Genomic DNA, 23,256 nt, shown 5'->3' with positions numbered 1-23,256 from the left:
ATTACATTCGAATCACACTATGGTACAAAAAACTGAAAAAGCTATTGACTGAAAATCATTTTCAAGGTATAATAAGAAACGTTAAGGCGGTATAGCCAAGTGGTAAGGCACGGCTCTGCAAAAGCTTGATCGTCGGTTCAAATCCGTCTACCGCCTTTCAATACCGAATTTATCGGAATTTATCAAGACAAAAAGCCCGTAAATTAGGGCTTTTTTATTTTTTTCTTCGGATAAATACGGATAATTTTGAAAAACTTTTGGGGCAAAGTCCTTCCCATGACATAATTCCCTCATGAAATCAACTGAAAAAAGCTTCGTCACGCCTGGTGACAAAAGCCTCTAGTTTATTCTGTTTCTTCTTCTATTTCGACTTCTGTAATTTGGACTTTTACCTTGGTAACACGTCCATTTTTCACTTTATCATTGGTTAAGATAAGCTGTTTGTTTTGGCTGACCAATTCATAGCTGAGTTTTTCAGTCGTTGGAATGGTCCCAACTCCTGTCAAATAATAACCAGCGATGGTATCAACGTCATCACTTTCCAGTTCAACATCAAAGTAATTATTGAAATCATTGAGGGTCATTGTTCCTTGAACAATGTAGGTATCCTCGCCAATCTGATGAACATCTATTGCTGCCTTGTCCGTTTCATCATCAATTTCACCAACAATTTCCTCTAAGAGGTCTTCCAAGGTCACCAAACCAGCCATCCCACCGTATTCATCTAGCAAGATTGCCATTTGTCTTTGGGTATTTCGCAATTCTTTTAGCAAGTCATCCACAAAAATGGTTTCAGGAACAAAAAGTGGATCTTGTAAGATTTTCTTCCATACAATATTGTCAAAACCGTCCACAAAACCAGCCTTAAGAAGACTCTTGGTGTGAATGATTCCAATCACATTGTCCTTATCCCCATCGTAAACTGGTATACGGGAAAAGTTTTGTTTTAAAATACTTTGGATAATGCTTTGACTATCATCCTGAATATCCACCATAAAAGCATCTGTCCGAGGAACCATAACCTCTCGTGCCATCAGTTCATCGAGCGAAAAGACACCTTGTAGCATCTCAATCTCATCAGCATCCAATGTTTCTTCACTATTTGTCAGCATATAGGCAATTTCATCACGGGTCATCTTTTCATCCGCATCATCGAATGACATAGGAGTCAAATGGCTCAAGAAATTGGTCGAAGCAGCTAAAAGCCAAACAAAAGGACTGACTAGTTTTCCGATCCCAATGATAACCGGCGCTGTACGAATTGCCAAGGCATCCTTTAGATTAAGAGCGATTCTCTTAGGATATAATTCCCCAAAAACGATGGAAATATAGGTCAAAAATGCCAAGGATAGAAAAATTGCCACGGCTTGTGCTGTTTCGCTATTCCCAAGCCAAGAGGCAATCACACGTCCTAGAGTATCAGCTAAACTCGCCCCTGATAAGATTGTAATCAGGGTGATTCCTACCTGAATGGTTGATAAAAAGTGGTTAGGATTTTCTAGTACCTTCAGCAGGCGGATGTAGCGTCTGTCTCCTTCTTCCGCCTTTTGTTCAACTCGGGCACGATTAAGAGAAACCATGGCCATTTCTGTGGCTGAGAAAAAGGCATTTAATACCGTCAAGATAAACAATAAAACAAATTGTAGCAACAAATTCTGACTACTTGGGTCTTCCATAGTTCTTCTCCTAAAATAGTATCTTATCCTTTATTATATCACAAAATTTAATCCAATACATATTATTTTTTTCTTAGTACCTACTCTAGCCCTACTTAAACTAGAAAAAAGAACTCCTACATCCATAAGTGATATAGGAGTTTATCTTATCTTTTACTGATTACTCTTCGAAAATCTCTTCAANNAACCTGCGGCTAGCTTCCTAGTTTGCTTTTTGATTTTCATTGAGTATGAGTAACAGTGACTTCTCCAGTTCGGTAATCCAGTTGAAGTCCCTTTTGAACATTGGGAACTAGGACATTAAATTCCAATTCTCCGTCTGAAGACTTGGCTTCAATCTGTGAAGCTGAAGGAACTAAATCCTCATTTGTAGCGTAATAAAGGGTTACACGGTAACGAACACGCTTGTTTTGGTCCAAGGCTTTACGCACCTTGCTTTCATAGTAGTTTTGACCAGTCGAATCCTCGGCTTGTGCCTGATTTGCCCAGGCTGTCTGAACAGCAATATTTTTAGGATTGCTTGTCGAGGCATCAAAACCATCCAAACCACCGATTAAGGCATAGCCTAACAAATGACCTCTATCAACTGCATGGGTATAAGAGCCCTTTAGATTCTTGACCTGATGCCAACCTGGAGGAGTCCATGAAGTCGAACCATTCCCCGTTTCCTCACGATTCTTGTACTGGCGAGTAGCCTTAGACAAGAGGCCATTAGCCACGGTTGGTACGGTCTCCTTGCCCACCGTCTTTGTTTTATTATCAGCGTAGGGCTTACTTGAAACCTTGGCATCTAGGTTTGTTTTATTACCATTGACGATAAAAGCACCTGATCCGTTCCACTCAAGACTCCCTTTTATTTGGCTTTTGACTGCATCTGTTAAGACGCTTTCTGCCAATTCTTGACCAGGCGCGTCTGGTGATTGACTTTTCTGACTTATTTTTGTCTTAGCAGCCTGATTTCCTAGTTCATTCTGCTTAATATAATAGCTCCCTGTAGATAAGAGCAATAACACTAGCAGTCCAATCAGTGTCTGTCTTGTTTTTTTGTTCATATTTCTCCTTATCTTTAGAAAAAGGCTGGTCTCCCAGCCTAATTTCCTGTAAATTTATGAATCAATTCCTGCCATTTTGCTGGAGACAGGATGGCCCATGGATCTTGACCCTTGCCCAAGATTCCATAGCCTACCATTAGACCGATACCTAGGGCTAGAGCACCTAAAACCAGTACCAAAATGACTAGAAGTAAACGCTTGATTACATAACTTGATTTCTTATTCATCTTCATCATTTGCCTCAATCCGCTGAATCTTAGCACCTAGCTGTGCCAACTTCTCATGGAAACGGTGGTAACCTCGATCCAAGTGAACCAATTTACCGACAACGGTTTCTCCTTGCGCTACCAAACCTGTCAAAATCAAGGCTGCACTGGCACGAAGGTCAGTTGAAAGAACTTCTGCTCCCTGCAAAGGTTGTCCACCAACAATACGAGCTGTATCACGAATAATCTCAGAGTGCAAGCCCATGCGGCGCATTTCTTCTAAGTGTTGGAAACGATTTTCGAAAACTGTCTCCACCATGGTTGATTCGCCTTTTGCGACGGTCATCAAGGCTGTAAATTGGGCCTGCATATCCGTTGGAAATCCTGGGTGGGGCAAGGTTTTCACATGAACAGCTTTTAGATTTTCTAGTTGAGAGCGAACGCGAATTCCTTCCGTCTCCTCCGTCACTTCCACTCCCATTTCAAGCAATTTGGCAATCAAGGGACGGTTATGCTCCCAGACAGCGTCTCGAATCAAGACATCACCACCAGTCATGGCAGCAGCTACCATAAAGGTTCCTGCTTCGATACGGTCTTGGACTACATTGTGAGTCGTACCATGAAGTTTCTCCACACCAGTAATGGTAATGGTCTCTGTACCAGCACCCTTAACCTTAGCTCCCATTTCATTGAGGAGAATAGCTAGGTCCACAATCTCAGGCTCACGCGCAGCATTTTCAATCACTGTCACCCCATCAGCCAGAGTCGCTGCCATCATCAAGTTCTGCGTAGCACCAACACTTGGGAAGTCCATATAGATATGAGCACCATGTAAGCGGTCAGCCTTGGCTTCGATATAACCAGCAGTCTGGCTAATCTTAGCCCCCATAGCTTCCAGACCTTTCAAATGAAGATCAATAGGGCGACTACCAATCGTACAACCACCTGGCATGGATACCTTGGCATGACCTACACGGGCAAGGATTGGCCCTAAGACAACGATGGATGCACGCATCTTGCTGACATACTTGTAAGGAGCTTCCTCAGTGATGTCGCCAGTAGCATCCACCTCAACAAGATGGGCTTCCTCATCAAAGTCAACCTTGGCATTCAAACCACCAACTACCTGATTCATAATAAAGACATCCGACAAGATCGGTACATTCTGTAAGACTGTCTTTCCTTCACTTGCTAGAATAGTCGCCGCCAACAAGGGCAAGACTGCATTCTTTGCTCCTTCGATGGTTACACTTCCTACCAGACGATTATCGCCACCTTGAACCACAATTTTGTCCATACTCGTTTCCTTTACTCTTGATTTTATAATAATCCTCTAAGCGCTTCTTGCCACAAATGATACAGGCTGATAAAGAAAGAACTCAAGATATAGCCCATTACAATGCTGAAAAAACCTACTAATAAACGAACTTTTCTTGTATTCTCAGCTGTCACTTTTAAAACCTTTTCCCATCTAACAAGATCCTTTAAAAGGTAAAAACTCACATAAATAAAGAGCATGTGACTGCTTAGAGTGAATAATAATTGAACCATTTGACTATTATACCATCTTCTCTGTTTGTGCGCTAGTTTGGAAACTTCACTTAAAAACTAGGGATTGTTTTTCAAGTAATCAATTGCATCTTGTAGGGTTTTAACGGGCACGATTTTCATATCTGTCTTGATTGTTTTGGATGCTTCTAGGGCTGTTTGGTAGTTGTTTTTTGCATCCGGGTGTGCTTTTTGTTCTTCTTCGCTAACAGGATTATCAGGGGCAAAGAAAATAGCGGCACCTGCCCTAGCCGAAGCTACAACTTTTTTATCAATACCTCCAATATCCCCCACATTCCCATCGCGGTCAATGGTACCTGTACCAGCAACAATACGACCATTACGAAGATCTGGGTGAGCTATTTGAGTATAGATAGCTAGACTAAACATGAGACCAGCACTTGGGCCGCCAATACCAGCTGTTGAAAAACTAATTGGGACATCACTGGTTACTTCTGTACGGTCAATCAAGCCGATTCCAATTCCATTTTTGCCATTTTCCAAGGTGATAATCTTTCCTTCTGCAGACTTGGTTTGCCCATCCTCTTCATAGGTCACCTTGACGGAGTCCCCTAATTGTTGAGAACTGACGTAATCAATCAAGTCCTTGGAACTATCAAAGGTCTGATCATTGACTGCTGTGACCGTATCAGAGATATTGAGAATCCCTTTAAAGGTTGAATTATCCGTCACATTCAAGACATAAACCCCAAAGTACTTGAGTTCTATATCCTTACCAGCTGTTTTTAGACCTTGATACTTGGCCATATTTTGTGATGTTTGCATGTAGAATTGATTGATCCGCATAAATTCAACATCGGAAGAGCCACCTGTAGTCTCTTGGGCACTACGAATATCTGTAAAAGGCGTCAACCACGCATAAATCATATGGGCTAAAGTAGCGTGCTGGACACCAACCGTAACGAATTGATAGGCCCCAGCTTCCTTATCTTCTGTGTCATTGACTTTAAGAACTTGGCGAATATCTTCCGAACCACCTGGAACCTCTATATAGTAGGGCAAAGGCACTACAAATGCCAAGAAGGTCACAATCAAGGCCGCAATGACGTATAAGGGCCATCTAATCTTTTTTTTCATTTCTTATTTCCTCCAAAATACTCTCAGGAACATAGCAAGCAACATCCTGACCAAACTTCAATAGCTCTCTAACACCTGATGAACTGAGATAGAGATGTTCAGGTCGGCTATGTAAATAAATAGTCTCTATATCAGGAGACAGCTGATGGTTGTAGTAATCAAAACTGGCTTCGTATTGCAAATCCGACGCATTTCTCAAGCCTCGCACTAGGCAAGTAGCCCCCAGTCTTTTCGCAACATCGACCACCAATTCATCATGAGAAGACACGACTGCAACATTTTCCAAATGTTTCACAGCCTTTTCTAATCCCCGTTTACGATTTTCGATAGGGAGAAATCCTTGTTTGTGGGGATTAAAAAAAATACCAACATAGAGCTTATCAAAAAGTCTGCTCGCCCGTTCAATGATATCCAGATGCCCATTTGTCATCGGATCAAATGAGCCTGTGAATAAGCCAATCTTATCTGACATAGACTGTCACCTTACTAATTCCATAAATCTTTTCCTTCCAGATACCCAGGCAGGCAATTTCTTCTGGAAGTTCAACGGCCTTATCCGTCTCACACACAACCATGACATCTTCAGAAAAAAGCGCTCTCTCAGCCATTTTTTCAATATCTGCTACGATTTGTTCCTTGGCATAAGGAGGGTCTAAGAAAATAAGGTCAAATTCCCCAGATACCTGCTCCAATGCCCTTTCTGCATCCATCTTGAGGAGTTGAAATTTTCCAACATCCTTGGTCATCTGGATATTTTCAGCCACGATGGTCTGAGCCTTACGGTCTCGCTCCACCAAAACAGAGCTGGACATGCCACGCGATACTGCTTCGATAGATAAACCACCACTACCTGCATAAAGGTCCAAGACTCGTCCCCCTTCAAAGTAGGGACCAATCATGTTAAAAATGGCGCCCCTAACCTTATCCGAAGTAGGTCTTGTCGTCTTGCCCTCTAGTGTCTTGAGGGGACGTCCCCCATAGATTCCTGATACGATTTTCATACTGTTTATTATACCAAATTATAGACAAAAAGAGAAAGAAAACCGAACCTTGCGGTTCGATTCTCTACAAAATATTTTCGTAAGTATCGCGGACTTCTTGAGGCCAAACACTTGTTTGCACTTCTCCGATGTGTCTCTTGCGAAGTAGGAACATGGCCATACGAGATTGTCCAATTCCTCCACCGATTGTCAATGGGAATAGGCCATTCAATAGAGCCTTGTGCCATTCCAATTCCAAGCGGTCTTCATCACCTGTGATGGCAACCTGACGGCGAAGGGTTTCTTCATCTACACGAATCCCCATAGAAGACAACTCAAAGGCTCCACCCAGAGATTCATTCCAGACAAGAATATCACCATTTAGACCCTTGTAGCCATTTTCAGACTCGCTTGTCCAGTCATCATAGTCTGGTGCACGTCCATCGTGCGGTTTACCATCTGGCAACTCGCCACCGATACCAATCAAAAAGACGGCTCCAAATTCTTTACAAATCGCATTTTCACGTTCTTTCGGTGTCAAGTCTGGGTAGCGTTCTACCAATTCTTCTGTATGAATAAAGGTGATTTGTTTTGGCAAGATAGACTCGATGTCATAACGGGCTTCAACAGCTAGCTCAGTCAGGCGAATAGCCTTGTAAATCTTCTCAACTGTTTCTTTTAGGTAGGCAATGTTTCGTTGTCCATTTGGGATAACCTTCTCCCAGTCCCACTGGTCAACATAAACAGAGTGGGTTGCATCCAAGGAATCCTCATCTGGACGAAGGGCTTTCATGTGGACAAAGAGACCCTCTCCTTCACCAAAGCCAAAACGAGCCAAGGTGTGGCGTTTCCATTTAGCAAGGGAGTGCACCACTTCATAAGTAGCATCAGGGATTTGGAGAACCTTGACCGATACGGCATTCTCCACACCTGATAAGTTGTCCTGCATCCCATCACCGACCCTACTCAAGATAGGACCTTGAACTTCGACAACTTCTAACTTATCTTTCAAATACTGGGTAAAAGTATTTTTGACAAAGGAAATTTCTTCTTGTTGGTGGATAAAATTTTTCTTCATAGGCTACTCCTCAAAAATTAGTTAAAAACATTATACACCTATTTCCAAGAAAAGAAAAGAGAAAATTTAAAAAAATCAGTGTCACTCAAAACACTGATTTTATAGACCTTTTAATCATTACGACCAAAGATACGTAAAATACTTAGGAAGAGATTGATAAAATCAAGATAGATACTGAGAGCCATTGACACCACCCAGCCTGTCGCTACACGACCTTGCGATTGTTCATAGACAAGGCGAATTTTTTGGTTATCCCAAGCAATCAGTCCTGAGAAAACCAAGACCATGGCTACGCTAATCATATAATCAAAGAAACCACTAGACAAGAAAATATTGACTATCATAGCAATAATCAAACCGATCAGAGCCGCCATCATAGCTCGACCAAGACCGCTCAAATCTTTCTTGGTGAAGATACCAACTGCAGCCATGACAAAGAAGAGAAGGGCGCTCGATACAAAGGCAGATAAAACTGTACCCGGAGTATAGAAGGCTACCACAAAACTAAGGGTAAAACCGTTTAAAACAGAGTATAGCAAAAATACTGGAAGAGCAGCTGGACTATTTCTTGAAGCCATGCTACTGGCAACGAAAACCAAGGCCAACTCCGCAAAAGTAGCAATGGTCAACCAGAGACGCCCCTGCATCAAAAAGTAAAGCAACTGAGACTGAAAGACCGTCAACATAAGGCCTGATACCAAAGCAGATAGTCCGATTCCCAGACCAACAAAGGCATATACCTTAGCGTAAAATTGATTGAGACCTACACGGTCATGTATAATAGTGTGATTCATCTTTTCTCCTTTTCTATGAACATCTTTCCTTGATTATAACAAAAAAAGTTAAAATTAGCTTAAATGGAAAATCAAAATACCAGCTGCAATGGCAACATTCAAACTCTCCGCCTGCCCCTTCATGCTAATATGGACCAACTGGTCTGCACTTTCAGCCATAAAGGGACTAATTCCTTGGCCCTCATTTCCCATGACTAGTACAAAATTTTCTATAGGAGGCAGTTCTCTGTAATCAACAGAATCTTTAGATAGGGTTGTAGCTAGCACAGGGATAGCTGCCTCTTTGGTTTCCTTAAGGAGCGCTTGGCTAGTCATCCGGTAAATAGGCAGATGAAAATGACTGCCTTGCATGGAACGTAAGGTCTTGAGACTGTAGATATCTGCCGATTTATCTGAAACAATCACTCCTGTAAAGCCTGCTGCATCCGCAGTTCGAATGATGGTTCCTACATTACCAGGATCTTGCACATCTTCCAAAAACAAGAACTTGCCCTGACTAAAGTCAGCTTGTCCTACTTCTTCTTTTTGAACCACCGCAACGATTCCCTGTGGAGTCTGAGAATCCGCCAAATCTAGTAAAATATCCTCTGACACCCAGATAGTTTGCGGAAAAGCAGCTAACTGATTTCGGTAACTTTCTAGGGCAAAGATTTTCTCAATCGTCACTCCAGCTTGGACAGCTTCTTCAAACAAGTGCCAGCCTTCAATCAAATAGGCAGACTTGCGGTATTTTTTTTGGTGTAATTTCTTAGCATTTTTTACCACAGAATTGGCTTTTGAGGTTATAATAGTCATAGAAATATTATAACACAATCAAAGGGGTTTGGTATGCAAAAGGTTAGAATGATTGCCCAAGGTAGGGTGCAGGGAGTCGGCTTTCGTTGGGGTGTTTATAGCCTGGCCCTTGAAATCGGTGGCATCACAGGTCGGGTATGGAATAACGACGATGGCACAGTGGAAATCTTAGCCCAAGCAGACTCATCTGCTATCATGGCAAAATTTATCCAAGAAATCCGAAAAGGACCGACACCTTTTTCAAAAGTAAGCTACTTAGATGTCAAACTAAGCAACTTTCCTCCCTACTCTGACTTTAAAATCGCAAATTAGGTCTCCAGAACTATTGTATATTTTGTAAAAAAACAGTAGAATAGAAAGGTATAATTTTTAAAGAAGGAATAAAAACAGTGAAATCTATTAAACGTTTTGCATTCTCGGCTATGGGAGTGGCTATGTTGCTAGTCTTAACTGGCTGTGTCAATGTCGACAAAACCACAGGTCAGCCAACAGGATTTATTTGGAATACTTTCGGAGCGCCTATGGCTGAAGCTATCAAGTACTTCGCCAATGATAAAGGTCTAGGCTTTGGTGTCGCTATCATTATCGTAACCATTATCGTGCGCTTGATTATCTTGCCACTTGGTATCTACCAATCATGGAAGGCAACGCTTCACTCTGAAAAGATGAACGCTCTCAAGCATGTCCTTGAGCCACACCAAACACGTCTCAAAGAAGCAACTACTCAAGAAGAAAAACTCGAAGCCCAACAAGCCCTCTTTGCCGCTCAAAAAGAGCACGGCATCAGCATGTTTGGTGGTGTAGGATGTTTCCCTATCCTCCTTCAAATGCCTTTCTTCTCTGCTATCTACTTTGCTGCCCAACATACTGAAGGGGTTGCTCAAGCAAGCTACCTAGGCATTCCTCTAGGTTCTCCAAGTATGATTTTGGTTGCCTGTGCTGGTGTCCTTTACTATCTTCAATCGCTCCTTTCACTTCACGGAGTAGAAGATGAAATGCAAAGAGAACAAATCAAGAAAATGATTTACATGAGCCCACTCATGATCGTCGTCTTCTCCCTCTTCTCACCAGCTAGTGTCACACTTTACTGGGTTGTCGGTGGTTTCATGATGATTCTCCAACAGTTTATCGTCAACTATATCGTTCGTCCAAAACTTCGCAAAAAAGTCCGTGAAGAACTAGCCAAGAACCCACCAAAAGCAAGTGCTTTCTCTAAACCAAGTGGACGAAAAGACGTTACCCCTGAACAACCAACTGCTATCACAAGCCAGAAAAAACACAAAAATCGCAACGCTGGAAAACAACGTTCGAGATAAGAAGAAAAAGGCTTAGCTGATTTGCTAAGTCTTTTTGCAAGTCAAAAGCCCGATGTTTCCATCAGGCTTCTTTTCTATCCATGTACACGTTTCGTATAGTCTTGGTAACTTTCGGTATCCATGAGTTGTTTAGCGTTCTTAACGCGGTCTGCTGTTGGTGGTTTAACCCCTTCGAGGGAATAGGGAATTCCCAATTCACGCCATTTAAACTCACCCATGGTGTGATAAGGCAGAATTTCAAACTTATCCACATTTTTAAGAGTCTTGACGAACTTACCAAGTTCAATCAAGTCATCGTCTCTGTCTGTCAATCCTGGAACTAGCACGTGGCGAATCCAGACAGGTTTTCCAATATCTGATAGATACTGGGCACAGGCCAAGATATTTTTATTGGTTTGGCTAGTAACAATCTTGTGCTGTTCTTCGTTGATTTCCTTGATATCTAAGAGAACCAAGTCAGTGACAGCCATGAGTTTGTCAAACTTTTCAAGGTAACGTGGTTTATTACGGAAAGGAAGGGCACAGGTGTCCAAGGTACAGTGGATTCCTTGTTCCTTAGCCTTGGTGAAAAGGGCAATCAGGAAATCAATCTGCAAGAGTGCTTCTCCTCCGCTGACTGTAATCCCGCCCTTATTTCCCCAGAAACCACGGTAGCGCAAGGCTTCTGTCAAGACATCATCTACCGTCCGTTCACGTGATTTATTGGACTCCATAGCCCAAGTATCTGGGTTATGGCAATACTGGCAACGCATGTGACAGCCCTGTAAAAAGACAATAAAGCGAATACCAGGGCCATCTACCGCCCCAAAACTTTCTGTCGAATGCACCATTCCTGTCACTTGTCCATAATCAATTGTTTCTTCAGACATATCGTTACCTTCCTTGAAAACGTTTTATAGTTTTATTATATCACGACTTGAAGGAAAAACAAGATTTTTACCTATTTTTTAGAAAGCAATCTGTTTTTCAATTTCATTTTCAATCTATTCTCAGATTATTCTTCAAAATCAAAACCATACAAGGTTGCAAAATAGTCTTCAGGGCGCTCTGCACGGCGGATTTGACGGGCTTTGCCTTCTTCAGTATAAAGGATTTCCGCAGAACGAAGTTTGGCATTGTACTGGTAGCCCATTGAAAAACCGTGGGCACCTGTATCATGAATGACCAGCAAATCACCGATTTCTGTATAAGGCAGTTCGCGATTGACTGCAAATTTATCATTGTTTTCACAGAGTGAACCAACCACATCTACCACTTCAGCTGATCCATCTGGATGAGTCATGTTGCTAATATGGTGATAGGCTCCGTACATAGCTGGACGCATGAGGTTGACTGCTGATGCATCCACACCTAGATAGGTACGGTAGGTTTTCTTCTTATGAGTGACTCTTGTGACTAAAGCACCGTGAGGTGCCAGCATAAAACGACCCAATTCGGTGAAAATCTTGACCTGACCAAGACCTGCTGGCGTAAGAACCTCTTCATACACCTTACGAACTCCCTCACCAATCAAGGCGATATCATTTGGCTCCTGCTCAGGACGATAGTTGACTCCAATACCCCCGGAAAGATTGATAAAGTCTAGTGAAATACCCAGCTTTTCCTTGATTTCAACAGCCAATTCAAAAAGCTGACGCGCCAACTCTGGATAATAGAGATGGGTGACAGTATTGGATGCTAGAAAGGAGTGAATCCCAAAAGTCTTGGCTCCTTTTTCCTTCAAGATGGCAAAGGATTCAAAGAGTTGATCCTTGGTCATACCAAACTTAGCCTCCCCAGGATTATCCATAATGTCTGTCCCCAGTTCAAAAACGCCTCCAGGATTATAACGACATGAGATGATTTCTGGAATGCCTGCTGCTCGCTCCAAATGTTCAATATCTTCAAAGGCATCCAAGTTAATGATCGCACCTAATTCACGCGCATAGGCATATTCCTTATCTGGCGTATTGTTTGAAGAGAACATAATCTCAGAACCAGGGAAATCCAGTTTATGGCTCATCAAAAGCTCTACGTAACTAGAGCAGTCCACACCACAGCCTTCCTCTTGGAGAATTTTCAAAATAGCTGGGGTTGGAGTAGCCTTAACTGCAAAATATTCCTTAAAGCCCTTGTTCCACGAAAAGGCTTGGTTGACGGCTCTTGCCTTCTCACGAATTCCCTTCTCATCATATAAGTGAAAGGGAGTTGGGAACTCGGCTACAATCGCTTCTAAGTCTTCTTTATTAATAAATGGTGTTTTCATAAGTTTCCTTCTAATTCTATTTGCAAAGAAAGGCTGGGACAACCGTTCCAACCTTTATCCTTTATTCTTCTGTGTCAAAAATATTACCAATCTCAACATCGATGGCTTGGTTCTTGACATCAATATTGGTTACCTTCAAGAGTGACTTGTAGTCAAACTGCTTTTCACGTTCTTCTTGGGCATTGTCCGCAAAGACCGCTACACCTGCCAATTCTGAGTCGAATTCGCGCAAGAGACTAATCATCCCATTGACAGTTCCGCCGCCTTTCAAGAAATCATCCACAATCAAGACACGGCTACCTGCCTTGAGACTCCGTTTTGAAAGGAACATTTTCTCGATACGGTCACCACTTGAACCGGATACATAGTTGACGCTAACCGTTGAACCTTCGGTAATTTTCAGGTCACGGCGCACAATGACAAAAGGGACATTGAGGACATTGGCAACTGCATTTGCAAGTGGCACACCCTTGGTTGCTACTGTCATAACCGCGTCAATTTTTTGATCCATAAAGCTCTTGGCAATAATGCGACCAATATTTTTCAAGATGGCTGGTGTGCTAAGTAAATCAGACAGGTAGATGTAGCCACCTGGCAAGATACGGTCACTTTCTGACAACTTGGCACGCAAGTCTTCAACCATTTCCTTAGCATCATGGTTTGAGATTGATGGTGTAAAGATAACACCTCCGCCAGCCCCAGTCACAGTCTGGAGGTGACCGATTTCGATTTCCTCAAAGGCGCGTTTGATAATGACGATATCTTCTGAGATGGATGATTTAGCAGATTCATACTTTTCAGCAAAAGTATTGAGACTAGTTAGTTTATAAGGATGATTAATCAAATAGTTGGAAATGACAACCATCCGATCACTTCTTCTTAATTTCATTTCTATTTCCTATTCCATTTTTATTCAAAAAATCAAAAAGCAAACTAGAAAGCTGGTCACTGGTGGTTCAAAACACTGTTTTGAGATTGTCGATAGAACTGACAAAGTCTGTAATATACCTGCATATATACATACGACAAGGCGATACTACCCTAGTTTGAAGAGATTTTCGAAGAGTATTCATTTTTGTCTTTTACTTATTATACCATATTCACAGAAAAAAACGAACATTCTTATTCTAAAAAATGTTCATTTTTCTTAAATTATAAATCTAAACCTGGTTTATAGAAGGAACGATTGTCCATAGCGAAGATTTTATTGGTCATCTCTCCTTTATCCACCAAAGCCAGAGCTGTTGACATCATCATCATGCTGGCATCCAGATTGTCAATCATATGAATAATCTCTGCTTCCATAATGCGTGGACGGACTGGGCTTCCATACTCAAGTAAGCCGTGGTGACTGAGGATGACGTGACGAAGCAAAACGACTTCTTCCTTGGTATCATCGATGCCGAGCTCCATAACCGTCTTGGTAATTTCGCTATCAATGAGAGCGATATGTCCAAGAAGATTGCCTCGCACTGTATACTCAGTCTGTTCTGGTCCCGTCAACTCGATAACTTTGGCCAAGTCATGCAGCATAATTCCCGCATAGAGCAGGCTCTTATTGAGCCGAGGATAAATATTGCTAATGGCATCTGCCAAGCGCACCATGGTCGCCGTATGATAGGCCAAGCCTGTTTCAAAGGCATGGTGGTTGGTCTTGGCTGCTGGATAGGAGTAGAATTCCTTATCATACTTGGTGTAGAGATTTCGGACAATCCGTTGCCAGACAGGATTTTCAATTTTGAAAATCATTTGCGACATGTAGTCACGAATTTCCTTGATATCAACCGGTGGCTTGACCTTGAAATCAGCTGGGTCATTGGGTTCACCAGCTTGCGGCAGGCGGAGAGTGATTTGATTGACCTGTGGAGTGTTGTTATAAACTTCTCGGCGCCCTTTCATGTAGACAACCCTACCTGCGGTAAAGGCATCAATGTTATGAGGTTGGGCATCCCAGAGCTTCCCCTCAATCTCGCCACTATCATCTTGGAAGGTAAAGGCTAGGTAGTTTTTCCCAGCTCGAGTTTGCCTCAGGTCAGCTGATTTGATTAAGTAAAAACCTTCAAACAGCTCATCTTTTTTCATGTGACTAATCTTCATATTCTTCCTCATTTTCTTGGAAATGGAGTAGATCAAGCGCAGGCTCACCTTCTGACAACTCAATGTGACGGAGCGTCCGCTCGATAGCTGTGGTACGACGGTTTAATAATTCATCAATATTGCCAGAGGCATGTTGGAGATGTTTTTGTGCCTTTACCAGAATACCACCAAACTTGCCAAACTCGGTCTTGACACTGGCAAGAGTCTTACTGATATGGTCGGCACTCTTTTGGATATTGAGAGTTTTGAATCCAACTGATAGGGAGTTAAGAAGGGCTGATAGGGTACTTGGACCTGCAACAATAATCTGTTCTTCCCGTCTCAAATCATCAAAGAAGATAGGATTGCGGACGATTTCTGAGTAGAGACCTTCTGTCGGAACAAACAAGACTCCAAAATTGGTCGTCCGAGGCGGTGCTATGTACTTGCTCTTGATATCCTTGGCAAAGCGCTTGACGCTTGCTAAAAGCGATTTACGACAGCGTTCAATCTCGTCCCTATCACCTGCTTCATAGGCTTCTTCCAAGCGGTAATAATCAGCCAAAGGAAACTTGGAGTCAATCGGTAGGTATACATATTCCTGATCACCCTGTCCAGGTAACTTAATGGCATACTCCACTCGTTCACTGGAGTTTTCAACCGTTGCATATTCTCGTTCATACTGGGCAGGGGTCATGATGTCTTCGATGATTTGCCCCAGTTGCAATTCTCCCAGAATCCCTCTCGTCTTGGTTCCAGAGAGAACCTTGTTGAGGGCGCCGACATCACGGGCAACTGTCTGCATTGCTCCAAGGCCACGATTGACAGACTCCAGTTGTTTGGAAACTGTCTCAAAGGAGGCCTGTAAGCGTGTCTGCAAGGTCTTTTCTAACTTTTCCTCGACTGTCTGGCGCATTTGTTCCAAACGTTGCTCATTTGATTCCTGCAAGGCTTGGAGACGTTGGTCGGTCTTGTCTCTGGTTTGGAGGAGATTATCTGTCATTTCTTGACGGACCTGAGTCAGACCTTGGTACAATTCGATTCGCACTTCTTGCAAACGGTCGCTGACAGCTACTTCCAAGTCTTTTTGATCTAACTGCCTGGCTTGTCTGGCTTGTTCAAAACGGTAATCCAACTGGTCTGACAAGTGATCTGCCTGATCCTCCAAGCTCTTGCTGAGATGTTTTTCCTGCTTATCTTGTCTTTGCCAAATCAGAAAGAGGCCAGCTAGGTTGGCAATCAATAATAGAACAAGTAAACTTTCCATCCTACCTCCTGTCCTTACTATGCAGCACGACCACATAGCCATCTGGGCAAGTCACCGAAACTTCCCTATCTATATATTCGTTAGAAGCGTACACTTTTTTAAAGAAAAAATTTTCCTCTGTCAACTCATACTTGGCTCCGAGAATGGTCAGCTGGCTATCCCGAACTGGCATAAAGGCTAGATAGTCATAGTCCGAGCGGGGTTCTAGCTGACTGGTCCCTTCTGGACAATAGGCAATCAAGTTTTGCCCATCCTCAATTTCTATCTGGCGCATAAAGGGTGCTAATTTGGGATTGCTAGGAAGAAAAACATTGGCCAGCATATGGTCGATACGACCACCCAAAGCACCGAAAATAGTGACCTGAGCCTGAGGATTTTTCTCAAAAATAGTCAAGAGAGCCAATTCCAGATCTGTATCATCCTTTTCTGGTCGGGCTTGGACAAAATGCTGGGCACATTTTTGAATCACCTGTCGCTCTTCTGCAGTGACAGAATCAAAATCTCCAACTGCTAGAGTAAGAGGCAAGTCTTCTTCCAAGACCCAGAGCGAGCCGCGATCCACACCGACAAAACTATCAAAGTCCGTCCGATAATGTCCGCGGTCTCCACCGGCAAAAACGGCAACCCTAGTCCAGTTGTTTTCTGAGAGTTTGTACTCGCTCATTGACATCTCCCTTAAAGACATAGGAACCTGCTACAAAAACGGTCGCACCAGCTTCTTTAGCTTGAGCAATAGTTTGGTCATCAATCCCACCATCCACTTCAATCTCAAATTTCAAACCTTTTTCCTGACGAAGAGCAACCAACTCACGAACCTTATCCATGGTTTCAGGTAGAAAAGCTTGCCCACCGAAGCCTGGGTTAACTGTCATGACTAAAACTTGGTCAACTAGATGAAGGACGTGCTTGATGGCTTCAACTGGTGTGCCAGGATTGATAACGACTGAAGGTTTAACTCCGAGTGAACGAATTTTTTGGAGGGCGCCATGAATATGAGGTGTCGCTTCTACATGGATACTGATGATATCCGCACCTGCACGCGCAAAGTCTTCTAAATGATGCTCAGGGTTTGACACCATCAAGTGGCAGTCAAAGACCATCTTGCTATGAGGGCGAAGAGCTTCGACCACACCTGCACCAAAACTGATTTGCGGTACAAAATGACCATCCATAATATCGATATGGGCATACTCTGCCCCAGTTGCTTCTAGGCGTTTAATTTCACGTTCAAAGTTGGCATAATCTGCTGCCAGAATTGACGGAGCAATCTTGTATTGAGACATAGGTTTCTCCTTATTTTGGAATTTTTTTGCTGACTTTTTTATAGGTTTCTCTACGATTTTCAATTTCGCTAAGGAATTGCAGATAATTTTCAAAACGGAAGGTTGCAATGGTACCCTCTTCTACAGCTGGCTTAACCGCACACGACGGCTCATGGGTATGTGTACAAGTACGGAATTTGCAGTCTCGGCTAACAGTAGCAATCTCTGGGAAAGCCTGATTGAGATCTTCTGCTGTTGACACTTCATAATCCAGAGATGAAAATCCCGGTGTATCTGCGATTTTACCCCTATTGAGGTTGTAAAAACTAACAGCTCTAGTGGTATGGCGCCCACGCCCCAGACTGTCTGAGATTTCTCCCGTTTCAAGATTAAGGTCCGGTGCGATTTTATTGAGAAGAGTTGATTTCCCAACACCTGTCTGTCCCATAAAGACTGTAACCTTGCCTGTTAACAAGGGCAAAAGTTCCTCCTTACTGGTCACAAAATCATAGCCGATGTCACCATAGGTTTGCTGGTAAAAATCCAATTCTGACCGATCTTCCAGCAAATCCATTTTGGAAATATAGACGATGGGATGGATGCCCTTGTGCTCCAAAAGAACCAAGAAGCGATCCAGTAAATTGCTGTTAAAATCAGGTTCCTTGACGGACATGATCACCACAGCCTGGTCAATATTGACAATAGGCGGACGGACCAGACTGTTTTTCCGTTCGTGAATCTTGAGAATATAGCCTTCTGAATTTTCCTCGGCAGAGAAATCTACCCAGTCCCCAACATAGGGTATATGCCCTTTTTTACGGAAATTTCCACGCGCTCGTGTTTGATAAACCTGACCATCACTCTCTACATAGTAGAACCCCGCCAAGGCTTTAATGATTTGTCCCTGCATCTTAGAGTCCTTGTCCTTTAAGCGCATCTGCTAGGCTGGCAAATTCTGCCAAGCTGAGAGCTTCCCCACGCACACTTGGTGACAAGCCTGCTTGATCCAAAGCCTTGGTCAGCTTGTCCTTAACTTCCTCAGTCTTGCCAAAGTAACCTGTCAAGTTATTCCACAAGGTCTTACGACGATGAGTGAAACTAGCTTTGGACACCTTAAAGAAGAAGTTCTCATCTTCTACTGCTACAGCTGGCTCTGGACGGCGCACCATTTTCAAGATGGCTGAATCCACATTTGGCGCTGGCACAAAGACCGTACGAGGCACGATAAAGGCAACCTTGGCTGTCATGTAATACTGCACGGCGATAGACAAGCTACCGTAAGCCTTGGTGTTAGGCTGGGCTGAAATGCGGTCCGCTACTTCTTTCTGCATCATGACCACAAACTCACTAAAAGGAATCCCACTCTCGATCAAGTGCATGAGAATAGGTGTCGTGATGTAATAAGGCAAGTTAGCTACTACCTTAATCGGCAAATCAGGATTTTTAAAATTCTGGATATGTTGCGCCAAATCGACCTTGAGAATGTCCTCGTTGACCACGGTCACATTATCAAAATCACGCAAGGTATCTGCCAAAATCGGCACCAAACGATGGTCAATTTCAAAAGCCATGACCTCTGCCGCACGCTCAGCCAGAAACTCCGTCAAGGCACCAATCCCTGGCCCGATTTCGATGACATTAACCTGACCATCAATCTCAGCCGTATCCACAATTTTTTGTAGAATATTGGTATCCGTCAAGAAGTTTTGTCCGAAGGATTTTTTAAATGTAAAACCGTGACGCTCCAGCACTGCCTTGGTCACGCTATAATCTGCAATTCTCATCTATTCTCTTTTCTATTATCTGTTACTACTATTGTAACATATTCCCCTTGTATTTTGGGAGTGAAAATCATACCAAAAAACTATCTTTCCTCATGAAGAAAGATAGTTTTGGAAATCTTTAAAGGGGGACTTAGCGGCTCTCGCGAAACATCCGTTCATACTCTTCGAAAATCAAATTCAAACCACGTCAGCNNTTTGATTTTCATTGAGTATCAAAAAAATCAGCTTCTTGATAACTTCGATTTTCAGGTAGGGTCAAATCTACATCCTCCTCCACATCATCCACTGTCAGTTCAACCGTTTGAGGTAAATTTTTCAAACGATAATGCTTTTGCTTTTGACCTTCAATGCTAGCAAAATCAAGCAAATAGCCATTCACTCGGATAATCAGATACCCTGCGAATACGGATTTTTTCACACATGAGCAAGCTCCCTCATATCAATAATTTCATCGGCCTTATTCCAGACTAGGGGATTATGGGTCGCAATGATGATCATTCGATTTTCATCTTTCAATCCCACCAAGAGATTCATAACCTCCTCTGAATTTTCAGGATCAAGAGCTGCTGTTGGTTCATCTGCCAAAATCAAGGGTGGATTTTTCAAAATAGTCTTCGCAAGGGCAACTCGTTGAGCCTCTCCCCCAGATAAAGTATAAATTTTTTGTTCTAAATCCAAATACCCTAGATTAACTTTTTCTAAAGCCTCCACTTGCCTTTCCAAACGTTCGACTTTTGAAATTTTCTGACCGACAAAGCCCAAATCCAAATTCTCTTTGATTGATTGGTTTTCTAAGAGGCCAAAATTTTGAAAGAGATAGCCCATCTGGTCTCGAAAATACTCACGAGTGGGAATGGTTTTTAAATCTTTCCCCTGATAGAGAACCCTTCCTCCATCTATCTTTTCTAGCTTTCCTAAGATATTCAGCAGCGTCGTCTTTCCGCTCCCACTCTTCCCGATTAAGGCATAGACCTTGCCCTTCTCCAGCTTGAGATTCAAACCAGAGAAAATCGCGCGGTCATTAAATTTCTTTTCCAATCCTTGAATATCAATCATCTTATTTTCCTTTCAATACTGCCATGCTACCAGCTTCTTCTTTTTTGTCCTGCCTTACTAAAATCAACAGAGTGTTAAGCGTAAATAAAGCTACAACTAGAGCGCTAATCAAGCTATCTCCTGTCAAAACACTAGATAGGATTAGGCCAAGCAAGAGAACTCCTCCTTGCGCCAGTAAGTACTTGCCATGAAGCTCATAGATTGTCATACCAGCAAGACGTTTAATCATAAGCTCCCGTCTGAACTGCTCAAAATAGAGAAGATTCATGGAATCAAATAACAAGATAGCCGTAGACAGGGTCAAAATCGTCCCAATAAGGAGAGAGTAAAACTCCACCCGTTTGTCATTTAGTACCTTGGCAAAAAATAGCTGGCTTTTTACCAAGTAAGAAACCTTGTGATATAGACCTTGCTCTTTTAGAGCTGTGATGCTGTCTCCATATCGATCTAGTTTCAAGGCACTATTAGCCGTAGTTCCCCACAACATCCCTGCAACAGGTCTTGTTCCAGTCGCTTGCGGCGTTAGAACTACAATAATCGGATTTTTTAGGTACTGACGTGTTGTCTTGTACCCATCATTATAGAGGAAACGTTCCTGTCCTGTTTCTGTAAAAGCTAGCCTTAACTGTGGAAGGTAGTGTTTCTGACTCGTCGCCTCTACACTTTCAGATGAAAATCTTTGCAGGTAATCTGTAAACAATCCTTGATAGTAGGCAGACTGCTCTCGCAAGCTCTCAGGCAAAATCAACCCAAACTCTCCCTCAGACAAGTTTTGCATCTTGTCCATAAACTCTGAAGAAACGGTAATCTTTTCTTCTATCAGATAGCGCGGTGAGACATAGATAACATTCCCTGACGGTGTGTAGTCACTGAGACGATTGCCATCTAGGTCCACTTCTGCTCCATCTGAGAAATTGTCAACATTGCTCATAATATAAAAAGAGTCTGTATTGGCTAACCGTTCTTCAGTAAATGTCTGCCACTCACGATTATCCTTACGCATTCCTTCTTCATCGGCAAATGCACTAGACCAACCAAAGGATAGACGGTAACGGTCTGAGGACTGACTCCATTTATCGCTTGCCTTCTCCATCTCCTGCATTTCACGGTAGTGGGGTAGGAGAGCTGTCGCACTCGATCCGACCACCAATACAGCTAAGAGTTGCCCCACCATCATCAATGTCATCATACGTTTGAGAGGGAGTTTCCCTTTCAATAGATCCACCAGACTATTTTCCTGTAAACCAAGTAGATAGACGACACTTAGTAAGGTAGAAATCCCTGCCAGGGTCAATCCATAAAGTAGAAGAGCAATGATGACCAGTTGCACCGTTGCCATAAACAAGGCACCTTGATACCAGAGAATCCCCAATCCCAAAAGACTGGATACCAGCACTGAGCAGATAAGCTGTCTCACATCTTCTAACACTGGTCTAAGAGCCACCCCAAACAAGCTCTCACCAGCGATTAAGCGAATCCCTGCCTGACGAAGGGACTTGATCCGATAAATCAGGGTCAGACTCATAAAGGTGAGCAGAAAAATGGCTAGACTCAGTAGCCCCATTGGGGTAGCAGCCAAGAGGACGACCATCGAAAATGCCTCTGTTCTATTCGAGACAACACCATTATAACCAAGTTCTTGCAGGGCGGTCTGTAAGCTCACTCCATCCAAACTCCCTGACACAATCAAGTAAGACCCTAATAAATCACTCGTCTCTGCACTCTCCTTGGAGGAAATGGTCAAACCTTCTGGAAGCTCTCCCTGACCATAAGTGGCATAGGTAAAGCGTGTTTCTCCAGCTTCATTTGGCTCAACAATCCGACGAGCGATGAGACTATTGTGCTCTACCGCCAAGTGACTCAAAGCCTCTGTCAGTTTTTCTCGATCAGCTACTGATTGGTCTAGCCCAGTACCCATCACATCAACAGAGGGATAGTTACCAAATAAAATCTCTTCTCGATGATCAACGGAATTTATCACCATATAAAGCGATACCAATACCATTGAAATCAAAATAAATAAGCGTTTCATCATTTCCTCCAAAAAGTTACTTGGTCACTTAGTGAGAAGGTGACCACAGTCACCGCCATGTTAAGAAGTTTATTAAGTTCTTTCTACTAGCAACATCTTCAAATATATTATATCCGTTTTTTCAAGAACTATCAAGGACATCAATGTCCTTAAAATCTAATTCTTTCATATTATTTTTAGCTTATATCTAAAAAAACAGTCCTAAAGACGAACTTTAGAACTGTTTCAATGCTAGAACAAGGACATTTTTGTCATTGCTTCACTATGTTTATAAATATTCTTACCCTATTATAAAACGAAGGACACATAAAAAGGTGCCTATTTGATGTACTCTGATTGCAAAATACCACAAAGTAAATTTAACATAATCTCCAATCATTCGTATAAACAATTGTATGAAACTAATCCGAGAAAAATCAATCACTAGTTGTCAGAGACTTTTTTAGGATTATTGTTTATTACTCGCAAATGGTAAACACGGATTATTCCTACTACTATGAGAACAACTAAATAAGACTGAGTACAGAATTATTTCTTTAAATTATTCGTTTCCTTCTTTATAAAACGGATATGTAACTATTATACCCAAAGTACTAATTATAATTTTAAAGATTGCACCTAAAATATTTAAAGTTGATAAATCAAGTATTCCGTGTATTAGGTATAGTAAACAGAAAAAGAATGGAAGGTATTTTTTTAATTTTTTCATAGCAACAAAATAAATCCTCCTCTCTCTTTTTTGAAACCGATTTCTTATATGATAAGAATATCATTTTTATTATTTGTTGTCAAAGAAAAAATCGAATTTTTTAGATATTTTACTATAGTAGATTGAATTTTATTTAAACCACCAAGTAACTAAATAAAATAAACTAGAAAAGTTCATACTGTAATCTCCTTTCACATTTTAATTAATTATAAATTATTCTTAAATAAACTCAAAGGACATCAATGTCCTTAAAATCTAACTATTTCGTAAGCGCGTCATAAC

Annotated in this window: 24 protein-coding genes, 1 tRNA gene and 1 pseudogene; 3 read left to right on the top strand and 23 right to left on the bottom strand. The window is 42.2% G+C overall.

Annotated elements, in window-relative coordinates; translation table 11 throughout:
* The first annotated feature begins 85 nt into the window (after nucleotides 1-85).
* Nucleotides 86-156 (top strand) — tRNA-Cys (locus HT691_RS09655).
* Between the two features lie 188 nt (nucleotides 157-344).
* On the opposite strand, the gene HT691_RS09650 is transcribed toward HT691_RS09655, so the two are convergent.
* The 11 genes from HT691_RS09650 to HT691_RS09600 form a co-directional block, all read right to left on the bottom strand.
* The gene (locus HT691_RS09650; RefSeq protein WP_138704359.1) at nucleotides 345-1,676 is read right to left on the bottom strand and encodes a hemolysin family protein; all 1,332 of its coding nucleotides are present in this window, start codon (nucleotides 1,674-1,676) and stop codon (nucleotides 345-347) included.
* A 221-nt stretch (nucleotides 1,677-1,897) separates the two neighbouring features.
* Entirely contained in the window at nucleotides 1,898-2,728 is an 831-nt protein-coding gene (locus HT691_RS09645; RefSeq protein WP_138704360.1) for a DNA/RNA non-specific endonuclease, read from the bottom strand.
* A gap of 38 nt (nucleotides 2,729-2,766) precedes the next feature.
* The gene (locus HT691_RS09640; protein ID WP_166727520.1) at nucleotides 2,767-2,955 is read right to left on the bottom strand and encodes a DNA-directed RNA polymerase subunit beta; all 189 of its coding nucleotides are present in this window, start codon (nucleotides 2,953-2,955) and stop codon (nucleotides 2,767-2,769) included.
* Entirely contained in the window at nucleotides 2,948-4,231 is a 1,284-nt protein-coding gene (gene murA / locus HT691_RS09635; RefSeq protein ID WP_023933287.1) for a UDP-N-acetylglucosamine 1-carboxyvinyltransferase, read from the bottom strand. The genes HT691_RS09640 and murA overlap by 8 nt, the downstream gene beginning before the upstream one ends.
* A 23-nt stretch (nucleotides 4,232-4,254) precedes the next feature.
* Nucleotides 4,255-4,485: a DUF1146 family protein gene (locus HT691_RS09630; RefSeq protein ID WP_023933289.1), complete on the bottom strand. Its 231-nt coding sequence runs from the start codon at nucleotides 4,483-4,485 to the stop codon at nucleotides 4,255-4,257.
* A gap of 57 nt (nucleotides 4,486-4,542) precedes the next feature.
* A complete protein-coding gene (locus tag HT691_RS09625; protein ID WP_138699177.1) occupies nucleotides 4,543-5,580 on the bottom strand; it encodes a SepM family pheromone-processing serine protease in 1,038 nt (345 codons plus the stop codon).
* On the bottom strand, nucleotides 5,564-6,052 hold the full coding sequence (gene coaD, locus HT691_RS09620; RefSeq protein WP_119946731.1) for a pantetheine-phosphate adenylyltransferase: 489 nt from the start codon (nucleotides 6,050-6,052) through the stop codon (nucleotides 5,564-5,566). Before coaD ends, HT691_RS09625 begins: the two co-directional genes overlap by 17 nt.
* Complete coding sequence (gene rsmD / locus HT691_RS09615; protein ID WP_119946730.1) at nucleotides 6,042-6,581, bottom strand: 16S rRNA (guanine(966)-N(2))-methyltransferase RsmD; 540 nt, start codon at nucleotides 6,579-6,581, stop codon at nucleotides 6,042-6,044. The genes coaD and rsmD overlap by 11 nt, the downstream gene beginning before the upstream one ends.
* 64 nt (nucleotides 6,582-6,645) lie before the next feature.
* Nucleotides 6,646-7,638: an aspartate--ammonia ligase gene (asnA, locus tag HT691_RS09610; RefSeq protein ID WP_023933291.1), complete on the bottom strand. Its 993-nt coding sequence runs from the start codon at nucleotides 7,636-7,638 to the stop codon at nucleotides 6,646-6,648.
* Between the two features lie 110 nt (nucleotides 7,639-7,748).
* Nucleotides 7,749-8,432: a Bax inhibitor-1/YccA family protein gene (locus HT691_RS09605; RefSeq protein ID WP_023933293.1), complete on the bottom strand. Its 684-nt coding sequence runs from the start codon at nucleotides 8,430-8,432 to the stop codon at nucleotides 7,749-7,751.
* Between the two features lie 54 nt (nucleotides 8,433-8,486).
* Nucleotides 8,487-9,227 carry an RNA methyltransferase gene (locus tag HT691_RS09600; protein ID WP_138702758.1) on the bottom strand — a complete coding sequence of 247 codons (741 nt, stop codon included), beginning with the start codon at nucleotides 9,225-9,227 and terminating at the stop codon, nucleotides 8,487-8,489.
* A 33-nt stretch (nucleotides 9,228-9,260) separates the two neighbouring features.
* Between HT691_RS09600 and HT691_RS09595 the strand changes: the two genes are divergently transcribed.
* Nucleotides 9,261-9,539, top strand: coding sequence for an acylphosphatase (locus HT691_RS09595; protein ID WP_001174613.1), 279 nt, complete (start codon nucleotides 9,261-9,263; stop codon nucleotides 9,537-9,539).
* 77 nt (nucleotides 9,540-9,616) lie between these two features.
* On the top strand, nucleotides 9,617-10,543 hold the full coding sequence (yidC, locus tag HT691_RS09590; protein ID WP_138700480.1) for a membrane protein insertase YidC: 927 nt from the start codon (nucleotides 9,617-9,619) through the stop codon (nucleotides 10,541-10,543).
* Between the two features lie 74 nt (nucleotides 10,544-10,617).
* Here yidC and pflA read toward each other — a convergent pair whose 3' ends face one another.
* From pflA to HT691_RS09530, 12 genes and pseudogenes are all read right to left on the bottom strand, one after another.
* Nucleotides 10,618-11,412 carry a pyruvate formate-lyase-activating protein gene (gene pflA / locus HT691_RS09585; protein ID WP_001288274.1) on the bottom strand — a complete coding sequence of 265 codons (795 nt, stop codon included), beginning with the start codon at nucleotides 11,410-11,412 and terminating at the stop codon, nucleotides 10,618-10,620.
* Between the two features lie 125 nt (nucleotides 11,413-11,537).
* Nucleotides 11,538-12,788, bottom strand: coding sequence for a diaminopimelate decarboxylase (locus tag HT691_RS09580; protein ID WP_000856498.1), 1,251 nt, complete (start codon nucleotides 12,786-12,788; stop codon nucleotides 11,538-11,540).
* A gap of 61 nt (nucleotides 12,789-12,849) precedes the next feature.
* The gene (purR, locus tag HT691_RS09575) at nucleotides 12,850-13,677 is read right to left on the bottom strand and encodes a pur operon repressor (protein WP_000776875.1); all 828 of its coding nucleotides are present in this window, start codon (nucleotides 13,675-13,677) and stop codon (nucleotides 12,850-12,852) included.
* A 263-nt stretch (nucleotides 13,678-13,940) separates the two neighbouring features.
* Nucleotides 13,941-14,885: a 3'-5' exoribonuclease YhaM family protein gene (locus HT691_RS09570; protein WP_023933299.1), complete on the bottom strand. Its 945-nt coding sequence runs from the start codon at nucleotides 14,883-14,885 to the stop codon at nucleotides 13,941-13,943.
* Nucleotides 14,875-16,131: a DNA recombination protein RmuC gene (locus HT691_RS09565; protein ID WP_171039231.1), complete on the bottom strand. Its 1,257-nt coding sequence runs from the start codon at nucleotides 16,129-16,131 to the stop codon at nucleotides 14,875-14,877. The genes HT691_RS09570 and HT691_RS09565 overlap by 11 nt, the downstream gene beginning before the upstream one ends.
* 1 nt (nucleotide 16,132) lies before the next feature.
* A complete protein-coding gene (locus HT691_RS09560; protein ID WP_031243493.1) occupies nucleotides 16,133-16,795 on the bottom strand; it encodes a thiamine diphosphokinase in 663 nt (220 codons plus the stop codon).
* Complete coding sequence (gene rpe, locus HT691_RS09555) at nucleotides 16,758-17,414, bottom strand: ribulose-phosphate 3-epimerase (protein WP_138704363.1); 657 nt, start codon at nucleotides 17,412-17,414, stop codon at nucleotides 16,758-16,760. The genes HT691_RS09560 and rpe overlap by 38 nt, the downstream gene beginning before the upstream one ends.
* Before the next feature lie 10 nt (nucleotides 17,415-17,424).
* A complete protein-coding gene (gene rsgA / locus HT691_RS09550; protein ID WP_138704364.1) occupies nucleotides 17,425-18,303 on the bottom strand; it encodes a ribosome small subunit-dependent GTPase A in 879 nt (292 codons plus the stop codon).
* A 1-nt stretch (nucleotide 18,304) separates the two neighbouring features.
* A complete protein-coding gene (rsmA, locus tag HT691_RS09545; RefSeq protein ID WP_023933306.1) occupies nucleotides 18,305-19,177 on the bottom strand; it encodes a 16S rRNA (adenine(1518)-N(6)/adenine(1519)-N(6))-dimethyltransferase RsmA in 873 nt (290 codons plus the stop codon).
* A gap of 202 nt (nucleotides 19,178-19,379) precedes the next feature.
* Nucleotides 19,380-19,599: pseudogene (locus HT691_RS09540) on the bottom strand (hypothetical protein).
* Nucleotides 19,592-20,233 carry an ABC transporter ATP-binding protein gene (locus HT691_RS09535; RefSeq protein ID WP_000565529.1) on the bottom strand — a complete coding sequence of 214 codons (642 nt, stop codon included), beginning with the start codon at nucleotides 20,231-20,233 and terminating at the stop codon, nucleotides 19,592-19,594. The pseudogene HT691_RS09540 and the gene HT691_RS09535 overlap by 8 nt, the downstream one beginning before the upstream one ends.
* Nucleotide 20,234: 1 nt before the next feature.
* Nucleotides 20,235-22,265: a bacteriocin-associated integral membrane family protein gene (locus tag HT691_RS09530; protein ID WP_171039232.1), complete on the bottom strand. Its 2,031-nt coding sequence runs from the start codon at nucleotides 22,263-22,265 to the stop codon at nucleotides 20,235-20,237.
* Nucleotides 22,266-23,256 lie beyond the last annotated feature (991 nt).

It is taken from the genome of Streptococcus sp. 477 (assembly GCF_013277295.1).
Taxonomy (GTDB): Bacteria; Bacillota; Bacilli; order Lactobacillales; family Streptococcaceae; genus Streptococcus; species Streptococcus pseudopneumoniae.
Note: the sequence above shows the minus strand (reverse complement) of the source record. Positions and strands in the feature narration are given on the sequence as shown.